The 13195-nt window shown below is 66.5% G+C and carries 13 protein-coding genes, 1 tRNA gene and 2 pseudogenes; 7 read left to right on the top strand and 9 right to left on the bottom strand.

Annotation, left to right across the window (positions count from 1 at the left end):
• Positions 1–18 precede the first annotated feature (18 nt).
• Entirely contained in the window at positions 19–1263 is a 1245-nt protein-coding gene (locus CXR29_RS08445) for a beta-ketoacyl-[acyl-carrier-protein] synthase family protein (RefSeq protein WP_101593569.1), read from the top strand.
• A 331-nt stretch (positions 1264–1594) separates the two neighbouring features.
• Here the strand turns inward: CXR29_RS08445 and CXR29_RS08440 are convergent, their stop codons facing one another.
• Positions 1595–2086, bottom strand: coding sequence for a DUF3145 domain-containing protein (locus tag CXR29_RS08440; protein WP_039211244.1), 492 nt, complete (start codon positions 2084–2086; stop codon positions 1595–1597).
• A gap of 158 nt (positions 2087–2244) precedes the next feature.
• On the opposite strand from CXR29_RS08440, the gene CXR29_RS08435 reads away from it, so the two are divergent.
• Positions 2245–2778 (top strand): hypothetical protein, encoded by a 534-nt coding sequence (locus CXR29_RS08435; protein WP_127364316.1) that lies wholly within the window; start codon positions 2245–2247, stop codon positions 2776–2778.
• Positions 2779–2834: 56 nt separating this feature from the next.
• Here CXR29_RS08435 and CXR29_RS08430 read toward each other — a convergent pair.
• From CXR29_RS08430 to CXR29_RS08410, 5 genes are all read right to left on the bottom strand, one after another.
• Positions 2835–2911, bottom strand: a tRNA-Ile gene (locus tag CXR29_RS08430).
• Between the two features lie 92 nt (positions 2912–3003).
• The gene (locus CXR29_RS08425) at positions 3004–4272 is read right to left on the bottom strand and encodes an EAL domain-containing protein (protein WP_241241649.1); all 1269 of its coding nucleotides are present in this window, start codon (positions 4270–4272) and stop codon (positions 3004–3006) included.
• A 135-nt stretch (positions 4273–4407) separates the two neighbouring features.
• Positions 4408–5847 carry an MFS transporter gene (locus CXR29_RS08420; RefSeq protein ID WP_241241648.1) on the bottom strand — a complete coding sequence of 480 codons (1440 nt, stop codon included), beginning with the start codon at positions 5845–5847 and terminating at the stop codon, positions 4408–4410.
• Between the two features lie 92 nt (positions 5848–5939).
• Complete coding sequence (locus tag CXR29_RS08415) at positions 5940–6728, bottom strand: LLM class flavin-dependent oxidoreductase (protein ID WP_101593572.1); 789 nt, start codon at positions 6726–6728, stop codon at positions 5940–5942.
• Between the two features lie 38 nt (positions 6729–6766).
• On the bottom strand, positions 6767–7156 hold the full coding sequence (locus CXR29_RS08410) for a heavy metal-responsive transcriptional regulator (RefSeq protein WP_006215441.1): 390 nt from the start codon (positions 7154–7156) through the stop codon (positions 6767–6769).
• 105 nt (positions 7157–7261) lie between these two features.
• Here CXR29_RS08410 and merA point away from each other — a divergent pair, with 105 nt between their 5' ends.
• Positions 7262–8683 carry a mercury(II) reductase gene (merA, locus tag CXR29_RS08405; RefSeq protein WP_127364315.1) on the top strand — a complete coding sequence of 474 codons (1422 nt, stop codon included), beginning with the start codon at positions 7262–7264 and terminating at the stop codon, positions 8681–8683.
• Positions 8684–8732: 49 nt separating this feature from the next.
• Positions 8733–9035: a hypothetical protein gene (locus tag CXR29_RS08400; protein ID WP_206516268.1), complete on the top strand. Its 303-nt coding sequence runs from the start codon at positions 8733–8735 to the stop codon at positions 9033–9035.
• An 18-nt stretch (positions 9036–9053) separates the two neighbouring features.
• Here CXR29_RS08400 and CXR29_RS17920 read toward each other — a convergent pair whose 3' ends face one another.
• The 3 genes and pseudogenes from CXR29_RS17920 to CXR29_RS08385 form a co-directional block, all read right to left on the bottom strand.
• On the bottom strand, positions 9054–9953 hold the full coding sequence (locus CXR29_RS17920; protein WP_306609693.1) for a hypothetical protein: 900 nt from the start codon (positions 9951–9953) through the stop codon (positions 9054–9056).
• A 412-nt stretch (positions 9954–10365) separates the two neighbouring features.
• A pseudogene (locus CXR29_RS17915) lies at positions 10366–10827 on the bottom strand (relaxase/mobilization nuclease domain-containing protein); the annotation flags it as partial.
• Positions 10824–11051 carry a hypothetical protein gene (locus tag CXR29_RS08385; RefSeq protein ID WP_241241646.1) on the bottom strand — a complete coding sequence of 76 codons (228 nt, stop codon included), beginning with the start codon at positions 11049–11051 and terminating at the stop codon, positions 10824–10826. The gene CXR29_RS08385 and the pseudogene CXR29_RS17915, both read right to left, overlap by 4 nt.
• A 117-nt stretch (positions 11052–11168) precedes the next feature.
• Between CXR29_RS08385 and CXR29_RS08380 the strand changes: the two genes are divergently transcribed.
• The 3 genes and pseudogenes from CXR29_RS08380 (at position 11169) to CXR29_RS18100 (ending at position 13187) form a co-directional block, all read left to right on the top strand.
• Positions 11169–11498 carry a plasmid mobilization protein gene (locus CXR29_RS08380; RefSeq protein WP_206516267.1) on the top strand — a complete coding sequence of 110 codons (330 nt, stop codon included), beginning with the start codon at positions 11169–11171 and terminating at the stop codon, positions 11496–11498.
• Positions 11495–11962 (top strand): annotated as a pseudogene (locus tag CXR29_RS18105) (relaxase/mobilization nuclease domain-containing protein); the annotation flags it as partial. The gene CXR29_RS08380 and the pseudogene CXR29_RS18105, both read left to right, overlap by 4 nt.
• Before the next feature lie 352 nt (positions 11963–12314).
• Positions 12315–13187 (top strand): AAA family ATPase, encoded by an 873-nt coding sequence (locus CXR29_RS18100; RefSeq protein WP_476695661.1) that lies wholly within the window; start codon positions 12315–12317, stop codon positions 13185–13187.
• The last annotated feature ends 8 nt before the right edge of the window (positions 13188–13195 follow it).

Genomic DNA, 13195 nt, shown 5'->3' with positions numbered 1-13195 from the left:
ATCGACGAGGTTTGTACCATGACATCTAAAGTTGTCGTCACCGGAATCGGTGCGGTAACCCCCTTGGGCGCGACTGTCGATGCCACTTGGGAAGCCATTCTGGCCGGTCAGTCCGGCGTCCACACAATGGACAACGATTGGTCGGAGAAGTACGGCCTCGCCGTGGACTTCGCCGCGCAGGTCGACCCACAGGTCGTGCCGGACAATCTCAAAAGGGTCCAGGCCAAACGCCTCGATCCGTCGAGCCAGTTCGCCCTCATCTCTGCTCGTGAAGCCATGGCCGACGCCGGCCTCGAGGAGACCGACCCGGAACGCACCGCCGTCTCCTGGGCCACTGGGATCGGCGGAGTGTGGACTCTGCTCGACGCCTGGGACACGCTTCAGGAGGAGGGCCCGCGTCGGGTCATGCCCCTGACCGTGCCCATGCTCATGCCCAACGGCCCCGCGGCCGCCATCGGGATGGAATTCAAGGCTCGCGCCGGAGTGCAGACCTTGGTCTCCGCCTGCGCCTCATCGACCGAGAGCCTCGGTCACGCCTATGACGTCCTCGCTTCGGGCAAGGCCGACATCATCATCGCCGGTGGTTCCGAAGCCGCAATCCATCCGATCACGCTCGCCTCCTTCAATTCGATGCAGGCGCTGTCACGTCGCACCGATTCTCCCGAGACCGCTTCGCGTCCCTACGACGTCGACCGTGACGGATTCGTCATGGGCGAAGGTGCGGGCACGCTCATCCTCGAGACCGAGGAGCATGCGAAGGCTCGTGGTGCGAAGATCTACGCCGAGGTGGCCAGCTGGGGAATCTCGAACGATGCCTATCACATCACCGGCGGAGAGCCCGAGGGCAAGCACGCCCTGGCCGCCATGCAGCAGGCGCTTGATGCCGGTGGGCTGACCGCTTCCGAGATCAAGCATGTCAACGCACACGCCACGTCGACTCCGGTCGGAGACATCCCCGAATCGCTGGCCATCAGCGAACTCCTCGGCGACAACGTCTCCGACGCCCTCGTCTCGGCCACGAAGTCGATGACCGGCCACCTGCTCGGCGGTACCGGTGCCGTCGAGGCGATCCTCACTGTCAAGGCACTGCAGACTCGCACCGCTCCCCCGACCATCAACATCGATGAGGTCGACCCGAAGGTCAAGGGGATCAACATCGTCCGTGACACTCCTGCGGATCTGCCTTCCGGCGATATCGCGGCGATCACGAACTCGTTCGGCTTCGGCGGTCACAACGCCGTCGTCGCATTCCGCTCCGTCTGAGGTTCTGCGCGAACTCAGACAGCGCTACGGCCCACTCTGAGTCGGAGAGCACGGTTTTGAAACTGTGCTTTCCGACTCAGAGTGGGCCGTTTCCATTAGGGCGCAGATCGCGGTCTGTACTTGGGAAGGTGGTTTGTGCGGAGCAATCTCCTTAAGGCAACCAGGAAGGTGGTCTGTGCAGAGCCTCCTGCATAAGGCGCGCAGGCACGAGGGCTTGCGAAATGGGCACACCCGAGGTAGGAGGGTGTGCCCATTGAGCAGAATCGAGCGACAGAATCAGGCGAACGGAATCAGCGCGTGTGCCGGCAGTCCCGGCGCGGTGAAGAGAGGCTCAGCCGACCTTGGTCAGCCAGCGCACCGGTGCGCCCTCTCCTGCGTGGCGGAATGCGTCGAGTTCTTCGTCCCACGCTTCGCCGAGGGCGATCGCCATCTCCGAGGAAAACTTCGCGGGATCGCCTGCCGCGCGTTCCATCACGGAGCGGATGCGGTCTTCAGGGACGAGGATGTTTCCGGCCGTGTCGGTGACAGCGTGGTAGATTCCCAGATCGGGTGTGTGGCTCCACCGACCGCCGTCGACTCCGGCCGAGGGCTCCTCGGTGACTTCGTACCGGAGCGAGTCCCAGCCGCGCAGTGCGGATGCGATACGGGCTCCCGAGCCTGCCGGCGCGCGCCAGCAGACTTCTGCGCGCACGAGACCGGGCGCTGCCGGCTGGGGAGTCCAGTCGAAGCGTGCCTGTGCGCCGATTGCCCCGCCCGCTGCCCATTCGATGTGAGGGCACAGCGCACGAGGTGCTGAGTGGACGAAGAGTACGCCCTGTGTCATATCCATTTCTGCCTCCTACCTCGGATACGTCTTCCCCTACGATCCGAAAGGAGGTGCTGACCACATGATAGTCGATGTCCGACCCATAGCCAAGCATCAAATGTGCTGGTGGCGTCGGGTGTCTGCAGGTGGCCGACAATCGGCGTTACGGTGGGAACATGACCGACGTTCACAGTGCCGACGATGCATCGCTCCGGACCATCCGCATGTTCCCCGACTATGCAGATACGGTGCTGTGGATCAGTATGCCGATCGACTACGAGGACACGGGACTGTCCGAGTGGCTGGTCGCGGAGCTGGAGGCATGGGAACAGTCCTACTATGACTCGCTCGATTCCGATTTCGAATGGGTGACGGCGACAGCTGAACGCACGTACACCGAGGAAGGCGTCCGGCTCGCCCGATTTGTCGCTGCCGAAGTCGGCCCGCAGTTCGTCGTGGAGTTCTCTTCACATGAGGTCAGCGCGGAGACTGTGCATATGCGGTCGGAGCATTCCGCCGAGAACCCGAAGGCGGAAGCAGCCTTCACACGGCTGTTCGACGAGGCAGAGGCCGAAACGCGCGAGGCCGAAGAGCGCAGGAGGAACAATCCCGGCGGAAGTTGGATCGCCTACGCTCCCCTGTCCGGGACAGTCTTCGACCCGAATCAAGGCCTGGGGGCCCAGCAAGAGCACGAAGAGGATAGGTCCTGAGTGCGATGACAACTGAGGGTTCGACCCCAGTGCTTAGACGACTGTCGAGTCCTGCATGGTGCCCCCGGTCGGACTTGAACCGACGGCCAAGGAATTATGAGTTCCCTGCTCTAACCAGCTGAGCTACGGGGGCCAGCCGAGACAACATTAGCACCATCGGAGTCCGCTCCCCCATTCGGATCACACGTGCGTTCTGCAAAGCCGGGACACCCGGACTCGCGCTGCTCAGGCCCGCAGCCTCGCTGTTGCGGTGAGAGGTGCGACGCGAGTGAGAACGCTGCGTGCGGCGTCGACGCATGTGTACCGGTCGGTCGTGATGTAGACATCGAAGACGGTCTGCCCGTCGCTGCCCGGATCACTGCGTTTCGACGCCGCAACCATGCCCGACCAGTCCGGTCCGACGACCACGACACCGTGTTCGTTGCGAATGGGATCGGACGCATCGACGAGCCCGGTGCGCACTCCGGGAATCGGTGGACCGTCGAACCCGCCGGAAAACATCGCGGTCAGCCCCACGGTGTCACGGATCTTCTCGTACCGCAGCCGTGTCGCCTCGGAGAACTCGGCGTCCTCCCCGAACACGCCGAGAGTGATGGTCGCAGTTCCCGACGCCAGAGCGCGCTCTTCCAGGGCGGCGATCTGGGCGACGAGGAGCTCGCGGTTCATCACCAGCGGCTCACGCCGGAGCCCCTGAGAGATCGAATACGGTGTGCCCAATGCCGGAAGGTTGCGCGAGTAGTGGGAGACGAGAGCGTCCTCGTTCGGTTCGGAGAACGGCTGCGGCTGTTTCGTGGCCTCACCGAAATAGCTCCCCGACATGAATCGTGCCCCCAGGGCACGCACCCGGTCGAGATCGTCTTCGGTCTCGACGCCGTCGGCGAGGATGACCGCGCCGGTGCGTTCGAGATGGGCGTGGAGGAGGCGGTTGAGTTCAGCCAGATGGGAGTCGCAGGCGATGCGCAGGACGTCCGGGTGGAGTCCGACAACGGAGGGATTGACCAGCGGGACGAAGGAGGTGCTGCGCAGGTCGGCACCGACCGATGACATGCCCACGCCCCATCCCATGGCGCGTGCCGAGCGCACCGAACGCAGCACCGAGGCCGGGGACGAGGCAACGCGGTTGGCGTCGAGCTGGAGGATCACCGACCGGTCGGGTTCCCCGGCACGGTCCTCGAGGGTGGCGAAGGATTCGGCTTCGGCGTGGAGGAACAGGCGGTTGGACTTCGGCAGTCCTGCGCCTTCGGCCGTGCGCAGCGCCGAATCCCGCAGGGAGGCGTCGATATCACCGGTGATCGTCGAGGCGCGCATGGCGTGGCGCAGGTTCTCCGATTCGGCACGTCCCAGTTCAGGATCACCCGTGGGGGCCTGCAGAATCTGATGGCCGACCCGTTGGAAAGTCAATACATCGACGACGGGGGCGAAATAGGTTTCGATCCCGCCCGAGCGCACGAGCTCTTCGAGCGCTAGCTCGTCTTCGGGTACGGCCTCGACCACTGTGTTTCCTTCCATGGGCTGATGTGCGTTCACAGTCTTCCACATTCGGACACAGCGGATTGTCTAAAATCCGTAACATTATTGCGCTGACAGCTGATGCTGGCCGTACCGACCGGGTGTGCCGCGAACGGTTCCTCACGCTCGGCGGGGGCCGCCCCGGCGAACTTCGATGAGACCGACGACTCCGGCGAGGATGACGATGACGGCGATCGCGACGAACGCTCCCATCATTGCCCAATGCCAATTGCTCACCGCAGTGATCGAGAAGGCCAGAGCGGTCATGATCGCCAGCCCCATCGAGGTGCCGATGCGCTGCCCTGTCTGCAGCACGCCCCCGGAGGATCCGGCGTATCGCAGGGGAACCTCCTGCAGAGTCAGAGTCTGATTGGGGCTGATGACCATGCCCTGAGCGGTGCCGATGAAAGTTAGGGTGAGCAGCATCCACCATTCGCTGCCGATGCCACGGGACAGCAGTGCGACGACCCCGATGGTGGCCAGGAGACCGAGGAGGCACAGCGCGATCCCCCAGACGACGAGGCGGCGCCCGATCTGGAAGACGTACCGTCCGGACACATCCGCCGAGACCGCCGAACACAGCGCGGCCGGCAGACCGATCATTCCCGCAGCCAGGGCCGTATGCCCCAGACCCTGCTGCATGTAGATGGCGACGAGGACCCAGACGCTGGTCACGCCGAGGAAGTAGAGGGCGATGATGATCGCCCCGTTGCTGAAGCTGCGGATGCGGAAGAGATCGAGGTCGACCATCGGAGGGCGACCCTGACGCGCATAGCGACGTTCCCACCATGCCCACAGCCAGATCACGCCGATTCCTGCCGGCAGGGACAGCCAGATGAACCAGCCCAGCGATGATTCGACGAAGGGCAGGAGGATGAGCAGGACGCCGACACCGAGGAGGATGACTCCCACGGGGTCGAGATCCCTGCCGCCTTCGACGCTCTTCGCGTCCTCATCGACGGCAGGTCGCCATGCTCCGGCAGGCAGCCAGACCCGGGCGAGGACGAGAGAGGCGATCGCGAAGGGCACATTGACCAGGAAGGTCGCCCTCCACCCGAGTTCGCTGCCGAACAGTGCGATGAGGGCGCCGCCGAGCACCGGGCCGATGGCCACCGACAGGCCCACGGTGGTGCCCATCAGCCCGAAGGCACGACCGCGCGGCGGACCCTGGAAATACTGCTGCAGCAGGCCCACGACCTGCGGGTTGAGGAACCCCGAGCCCAGCCCCATGGACACGCGGGAGATATTGAGCGTCAGCGGATCCGGGGCGCTTCCTGCGACCAGCGAGGAGAGCCCGAAGAGACCGACGCCGATGACGAACAGCTGGCCGCGCCCGAAGACATCGCCGGCCCGTCCGGCAGCGACGAGGACGACGCCGAAGGACAGCGCATACCCGGTGAGCACCCATTGCAGGGCCGAGGTGGAGGCATCGATGCCGGCGGCGATGGAGGGCAGGACGACATTGATGCTCGAGACCGACAGCAGGGACATGAAGAGGGGGACGAGGCCGATGATGAGGATGCGCTTCTGCGTCTGCGTCATCGTCGTGCGCTCGCTCACTCAGTCTCCCCTGATGGTGAAATGTCCCTTATGGTGATTCATCTCCGATTGGTCTCATCATACGTTCGGAGATGGTCCTACGACGGTACCCTTCAGTGCGCACCGGCAGGCACCCATCCGAGAGCCGGTGCGACATTCTCTGCGAAGGACTCGAGGAGGTGCAGGTTGTAGTCGACGCCGAGCTGGCTGGGGATCGTGAGCATGAGGGTGTCGGCAGCTTGGATGGCCGCATCGGACTGGAGCTCCTCGATCAGCTTGTCCGGTTCGCCCGCGTAGGTACGGCCGAACGTCGAGCGTGTGTCGTCGATGATGCCGATCTGATCACCCTGGCCGGTCCCACGCCGACCGAAATAGAGGTCGTCGAGATCGGTGGTGATCGGGAAGATGCTGCGACTGACGGACACTCTCGGAGTCCATTCGTGCCCCGCGGCGCTCCATGCCTGACGGTACCTGGCGATCTGCTCGGCCTGCAGGTCCCCGAATGCGGCACCGGTCGCCTCGGTGAGCAGAGTCGAACTCATCAGGTTCACACCCTGCTGTGCCGCCCATTCGGCGGTGGAAGCAGATCCAGCACCCCACCAGATGCGGCGTTCAAGGCCAGGGGAATGCGGTTCGATGCGCAGAGGCTTCCCCGGACCGAACTGCTGCGGATCGGCCGGGGCAAGTTCCTCGCCGCGGATGGCGCGGAGGAACCGATCGAACTTCTCCCTGGCCATGTTCGCGGCTTTGGGTTCGGTGTGATCCTCGTAGCCGAAGGCCTCCCATCCGCGCAGGGCCGGCTCCGGGGAGCCGCGGCTGATGCCCAGCGCCACCCGCTGGTCGGAGAGCAGATCGAGGGCGGCGGCCTCCTCGGCGAGGTGAAGCGGGTTCTCATAGCGCATATCGGGGTTGTAGCGTTGGAGTCATTGGCTACCGTCGTCTACAAGTACCTACACACTTGATCGGTGCTGCACGTTTCAGGGTCCGGGTGCGCGGCGTCCTGTCTGAGGTCCGCGATAGTGTCGCGCAGCACGGAGAGCTGCGCGATCTGCTGCTCGATCTCAGCGAGGCGCACGTCAAGCAGGTCGCGCACGTGCTCGCAGGGCGCATGGCCGCCGTCGCGGATGTCGAGGATCTGGCGGATCTGGGCGAGGGTGAGGCCCGCGGCCTGGCCGCGGTGGACGAAGTCGATCCGGGCGACCGTCTCGGGTGCGTAGTCGCGATAGCCGGACTGCGTGCGCTCGGCCGGCGGAAGCAGCCCCTGCCCCTCGTAGAAGCGGAGCGTCTTCGCCGTGGTGCCCGCGCGTTCGGCGAGTTCTCCGATGCGCATCGCGGCCTCCGATCGTTCGGCAGGAGCCGGCTTGACCTTCCCCTGCACTGGAAGGTCCAGTATGGCTGAGACAGAGCAGAAAGCCAAGGACTGACAGGAGCAGCGATGCCTACCAAGTACGACCTCGCCATCATCGGATCCGGAGGCGGAGCATTCGCCGCCGCCATCCGTGCGACCACGCTCGGCAAGTCGGTGGTGATGATCGAGCGCGGGACGCTCGGCGGCACCTGCGTGAACACCGGCTGCGTGCCGTCGAAGGCCCTCATCGCCGCTGCCGACGCCCGTCACGTCGCCGCCGACGCTTCAGGCCGGTTCCCGGGGATCGCGGCGACGGCTGAGACAGTGGACATGCCTGCGCTGATCGCCGGGAAGCAGGCGCTGGTCGAGTCGCTGCGCGGCGAGAAGTACGCCGACGTCGCCGACTCCTACGGCTGGCAGGTCCGCCGCGGCGATGCATCGTTCGCCGGCGGCCCAGACGCCCCGGTACTGGAGATCATCGCCGGCGACGGGACGGTCGAGACCATCGAGGCCGACCACTTCCTGGTCGCGACTGGTTCTCGCCCGTGGGCTCCGCCGATCGACGGCCTGGAGGAGACCGGGTACCTGACCTCGACCACGGCAATGGAACTCGCTGAGGTTCCTGAGTCGTTGCTGGTGCTCGGCGGCGGCTACGTCGCCCTGGAGCAGGCGCAGCTGTTCGCTCGCCTCGGCTCGCAGGTCACGCTGCTGGTGCGGTCCCGGCTCGCCTCGAAGGAGGAGCCGGATGTGTCCAAGGCGCTTCAGGAGGCGTTCGCCGACGAAGGCATCCGCGTCGTCCGCCGCGTGGTGCCCACCCGGGTCTCCCGCGGCACGGGAGGCGAGGCCGTCGTGACCGCCGACGTGTCCGGCGACTCGCAGGAGTTCCGCGCCGAGCAGGTGCTCGTCGCCCTCGGACGCCGTCCCGTCACCGATGGCCTGAACCTCGATGCGGTCGGGGTGAAGACCGGGGACTCCGGCGAGGTGGTCGTCTCCGACCGGCTGCGGTCCTCGAACCCGCGGATCTGGGCCGCGGGCGACGTGACCGGGCACCCCGAGTTCGTCTACGTCGCCGCCCACCACGGCACCCTCGTCGCCGAGAACGCGTTCGCCGACGCCGATCGTGCCGTCGACTATTCCCGCCTGCCGCGGGTGACGTTCACCGGGCCCGCGATCGGAGCGGTCGGGATGACCGAGAAGGAAGTGCTTGCTGCGGGGATCCGCTGCGATTGCCGCGTCCTGCCGCTGCACCACGTGCCCCGCGCGCTGGTCAACCGCGACACCCGCGGGTTCATCAAGATCGTCGTGAACGCCGACACGAACGAGATCCTCGGCCTGACCGCCGTCGCCAAGGACGCCGGAGAGCTCGCCGCCGCCGGTGTCCACGTGCTCGGCAAGACCGTCGCCGAGATCGCCGACGCCTGGGCTCCCTACCTGACAATGGCCGAGGGCATCCGGATCGCCGCGAAGGCCTTCACCACCGACCCGTCGCTGCTGTCGTGCTGCGCATGACCGGCAACGCAGGCAATCGGGGAGATCTCATCCTGAAGAGGTGCAGACGATGGGCGCCGATCAGGACCGCGACGAACGGCGCGCCGGTCCCGTCGTCGCTGCTGGGACCGGACTGCTCTTGCTGGCATGCTGCGCGCTTCCGTTGCTGCTCTGTTGCGGCCTGCCGCTCATCGCGGCGGGCGGAGCACTCGCGGGCGTCGGTGGGCTCCTCGGTAACCCCTGGATCATCGGTGCCGGGATCGCCGTCGTGATGGCCGTCACGGCGGGGATGCTCGTCAGGTTAGGGCGGCGGCACCGAGGCCGCAGGACCGGCTGCTGCGAAAATCCTTCGACCGCTGATCGGAACCGGTAGCTCGAGCGGATCCAGCCATCATCGCCACCTCGGCCACTTCGGCACCCCGCGACCCTTCCACGTCTCCGCGAGACCGGCGGCCGAGCGGACGGACGCGAAGAGCCCGTAGCCGGCCCCGGCGAGACCCACGGAGACCACGAGCCAGCGCCCGATGCCGAGCCAGATGCGCCCGTCCACGTCGAGCGCCCACTGAGCGCCCGTGATGAGACCGGCGATGCCCATCCAGAGCCCGGCGACGACCACGACCACCGGCAGCAGGGCGAGGCACATCGCAGCGGCGGCCGACCAGAGCTGACGCGCTTCGAGCTTCGCCGTCGCCGCCATGATCCGCTCGGCGCGCTCGTTCGAGGCGTCGAGGTTCGCGGTCATCGTGGCCGAGGCCTCCCCGGCGACCTGCTCGACGGCCTTCTCGACCCGCTCCTCAGTACGCTTCTCGATCCGCTGCACCACGCCGCCGACCTGGCTCACAAGCTTCTGGTTCGTTGTGGCCTGCACCTTCAGACCCTCAATCGCCGAGGCCGTAGCCGCGCGATTCTTCTGCGCCTCCGCGACCAAGGTTCGCGACGCGGCGTTCAAGCTCTCGCCGTTGAGACTCTGCGCGAACTTGCCGAGCGTGCTCGCGATCTCGTTCTGCCTGCTCTCGATACTCGCGATCCTCGCGGACACGTCGCTGGAGGGCGAGGAGGTCGACGCCGGGGTCGTGATCCGCTCCAGCCGCCTCGTCGTCTCCTCGTCCATGACCTTCACGAACCCCGCGAGCTTCTTCTGCTGCTCGGTCAGCGTGGCAATCCTCGTATTCTGCGCCTCGACGGCGGCGAGGATCGAGGTCAACAGCTCCATCGTCTCCGGACTGCCGAGCGGCTGCGGCGACTGCACGGGCCCGTTCTGCTGCTTCAGCCTGTCGAGCGCTGCGCTCATGTTCCTGCTCCTTCTGCTGCTGGTGGTAGTCGAAGAACGCCTGCGCGCCCTCCGGGGTGAAGTCCGCCGAGAGCGCGCTCGCGCGTTTGCGGCGATCGGCGCGGCCGGACTCGCCGCGGCGGTCCTCGATGTAGAGCGTCCAGGTCTCCTGCCCGGCGCGCTTGCCCTTCTTGCTGACGGGGCTGTGCAGCCGCATCCTCGGCACACGTTCCCCGGCGTCGTCGAGCTGCTGGTTCTGCTCCTCGATCACCGCTTCGAGACCGGCCTTGTCCACCACGCGGGGGTCGGCCAGTGCGGCGCTCATCCGGTCACCCATCTCGCGGTCGAGCCCGCCCTCCGCGAAGTCCTCGCGGCGCAGCTCCCAGTCCTTCGGCGCGTGCTCCAGCCGCTTCACGACCGAGAGCCCGTGCTCTCGCATCAGCTCGTCGTTCGCCGACTGCACGCCCCGCTGGTTCCCGGCCTTGCGATCGTGGAACGTCCGGTAGTCCGAGAGCGCCTTTCCGGTCCGGTTGCTGTGATTGATGACCAAGATGTGGTTATGCGGCTTTCTGCCCCGGCCATCCACGTGACTGACCACGAGGCAGTCCGAGTCGGGGTGCATCCTCTTCGCGAGCTGATAGCCGAGATCGTTCACCCGCTGCACGTGCTCCGGGTTCTTCGGGTCGAACTCCTCGTCGCTGAAAGACTGCCGGTAATGCAGCGCCTCGACCTCGCGCGTGGTGTTCTGCGTGAGCGCCCGTGCGCGCGCCGAGAATGCGCCAGGGCCTCCCGGCACTTCGCACGTGATCGCGACGCCCCGCTCGTCCTCCTTCCCGCGGATATAGCGCTCGGTGTCGGCGGCGCTGGTGCTCGGGCTGTAGTGGGTGGTGCTCATGCGGCCGTCCGATCCCCGAGCAAGGCGCGGACCTCGCGCAGCAGCTCGATCAGCTCGGGCACCTCCGACGACAGCGCCACCGCCTCACCGGCGCGCGCGCGGTGATCCAAGTCGTTGACGTTGATCGCCAGCGGGCGCACCTGGGCAGCCAGCTCACGAGCGTCCGCCGACGCCTGCACACGCGCCTCGACCCCGAGCAGGTGCGCCGCCACGGCGGCGTCCAACTCCTCCGAGCGGGAGGCGTGGAGGGCATCGCGTACAAGTACCCTGCTGGCCCTGACCGTACGGCTCCCAACACCAATGATGGTCATGGAGTCGATGAGCCCCAGGCGAATCGCGACGTGAGCATCGACGTGCGGGTCACGAATGCGGAGGGCGAAGCGGTTCGGCGACGTGCTCGCAGGCTCGGCGTGAAGCCGAGCAAATGGGTACGCACGGTCATTCTCGACGCCCTGGACTCCCGCCGGGACGGTCTCGGGCATCTAGAGGTCGCGGCGGCCTCCACGCCGTCGCCGGAGCTGGGTCAGGCGGTCGAGCAGGTGCGCCGAATCGGGATCAACCTGAACCAGGCGGTGCGTCGCGGTGGTGCCCTCGACGACGATCTGCTGCGCGAGGTCATGGAATCGATGGATGCCGTGCGGGCACAGCTCGGGGATCGGACGGCGCTATGAGTACGGTCAACGTGAAGCCGTCGCGGTCCGCCAGCGACTCGGTCGGGTACGCGCTGTACGGCAACGACAAGGACAAGCGCACAGGCCACGTCCAGACCGGCACCGATCGTGCCGCAGCGATGTCGTGCTCGGTGGAGTCGCCGTGGGCCTTCGTCGCCCGCGCAGAGGCTCTGGCGAGGGCCCACGGGCGGAAGAACGAGCTGTACTCGTACACGCAGAATTTCTCGCCGGACGAGTTCGGCAAGAACGACCGGGGGCACGTGCAGCGGGTCAATGAGCTGGGCGTGAAGCTCGCGGAGCGGATGCACTCGGCCGATCACCTCGTGGTCACCCACGCCGACTCGGCCGGCGGGCACCTGCACAACCACATCTACGTCATCAACCACGACAACCTCACCGGGAAGTCGCTGCAGCGGAACACGTCGTGGAAGAACGGCCTGCGCCAGGCCAACGACGAACTGATGCAAGACGAGGGGTGCCAGGTCCTCCCGTCGCCGGAGCAAGCAAAGCCGGACTGGTCGCAGCGCCGGGAGGACTTCGCGTCAGGCGGATTCGAGCGCATCCTCGGGGACAAGGTCGCCGCCTCGCTGCGGGACAAGCGGTCAGTGGACCGGGCGGGATTCACCGAGGTACTCGACGAGCATGGCGTCGCCCTCGCAGAGACCCAGCGTGACGGCTGGACGTACAAGATGCGCCGGGCCGACAACGGCAAGCTCGGCCGGAAGAAAGCATCCGGGCTGACGCCCGAGTTCACCGCCGAGGGCGCACAGCAAATCTTCGAGTTCCACGAGAACAACCGACCGAAGGAGCAGAGCAATGAGCATTCTCGACGAGATGAGGAACGAGCAGCAGGAGACCGAGCCGAGCTCGACGGCGTCGAATCTGTCGGAGCCTACGAACGCCGACGTCATCGCAGCGGTCAACAGGCAGACGAAGGCCGTGAACGGACTGAAGTCGTATCTGCGGATCGCGATCGAGGAAACCGTCAAGGAGGAGCTGAAGGGCCTGCCGTCGACCTTGCAGCCGTCCGTCAACAAGTCGCCGCAGATCGAGAGCGTCGAGAGCAGACTGAGCGAGATCGAGAGCACGCTCAGAGAGTTCGCGCAGAGTCTCGACGGGAAGCAGCTGCAGAGCGCCTCGCAGAGCTTGATCGCCGAAGCGCAAATGAATCGAGCAGCTACGGCCTCGGCGGCTGAGAAGCTCCAGTCCCTGGCCGAGGACAACCAGAAGCTCGTGAGCCAGGTCGGCGGTGCCGTGCAGCGGATCGAGAAGCGCACCGAGGAGCGGGTCGAGAAGGCGGTCGAGCAGGTCGCCGGGGAGGCCTCGGCCACGATGACGGCGAACATCGACGCGTCGAACGAGCGCGCCGAGCGGATCATCGCCGCCACGGCGACGCTGGGGGCCCGTCAGCTCTGGTCGGTCGCCGCGGCGATGTGCCTCGCCCTCCTGCCGGTGGTCGTGGTCGTCGCCGGGCTCTGGATGGGCATCGCCGGGCTCATCACGGGCGCTCAGTGGGCGGTGGACGTGGACGGGAGCGTGTGGCTCGGGATCGGGCGCTGGCTCGCGGTCGGCGCTGGCCTCGCCGGGGCCGGTTACGCCCTCTTCGCGTCCGTGCGTTGGGTCGCCGGCTTGGTGGAGACGTGGAAGGGCCGCGGGATGCCGACGTGGCCGAGCTGGCGCAAGAGGTGACCGCGATT

Source organism: Brevibacterium linens (assembly GCF_003999335.1).
GTDB lineage: Bacteria > Actinomycetota > Actinomycetes > Actinomycetales > Brevibacteriaceae > Brevibacterium > Brevibacterium linens.
Note: the sequence above shows the minus strand (reverse complement) of the source record. Positions and strands in the feature narration are given on the sequence as shown.

What these genes read in the sequence shown, in the direction of transcription:
- CXR29_RS17920 (WP_306609693.1), bottom strand. Translation starts at nt 9,953, where the DNA reads ATGAGCGCAGCGCTCGACAGGCTGAAGCAGCAGAACGGGCCCGTGCAG.
- CXR29_RS08445 (WP_101593569.1), top strand. Translation starts at nt 19, where the DNA reads ATGACATCTAAAGTTGTCGTCACCGGAATCGGTGCGGTAACCCCCTTG.
- CXR29_RS18100 (WP_476695661.1), top strand. Translation starts at nt 12,315, where the DNA reads ATGAGCATTCTCGACGAGATGAGGAACGAGCAGCAGGAGACCGAGCCG.
- CXR29_RS08415 (WP_101593572.1), bottom strand. Translation starts at nt 6,728, where the DNA reads ATGCGCTATGAGAACCCGCTTCACCTCGCCGAGGAGGCCGCCGCCCTC.
- CXR29_RS08410 (WP_006215441.1), bottom strand. Translation starts at nt 7,156, where the DNA reads ATGCGCATCGGAGAACTCGCCGAACGCGCGGGCACCACGGCGAAGACG.
- CXR29_RS08400 (WP_206516268.1), top strand. Translation starts at nt 8,733, where the DNA reads ATGGGCGCCGATCAGGACCGCGACGAACGGCGCGCCGGTCCCGTCGTC.
- CXR29_RS08435 (WP_127364316.1), top strand. Translation starts at nt 2,245, where the DNA reads ATGACCGACGTTCACAGTGCCGACGATGCATCGCTCCGGACCATCCGC.
- CXR29_RS08440 (WP_039211244.1), bottom strand. Translation starts at nt 2,086, where the DNA reads ATGACACAGGGCGTACTCTTCGTCCACTCAGCACCTCGTGCGCTGTGC.
- merA (WP_127364315.1), top strand. Translation starts at nt 7,262, where the DNA reads ATGCCTACCAAGTACGACCTCGCCATCATCGGATCCGGAGGCGGAGCA.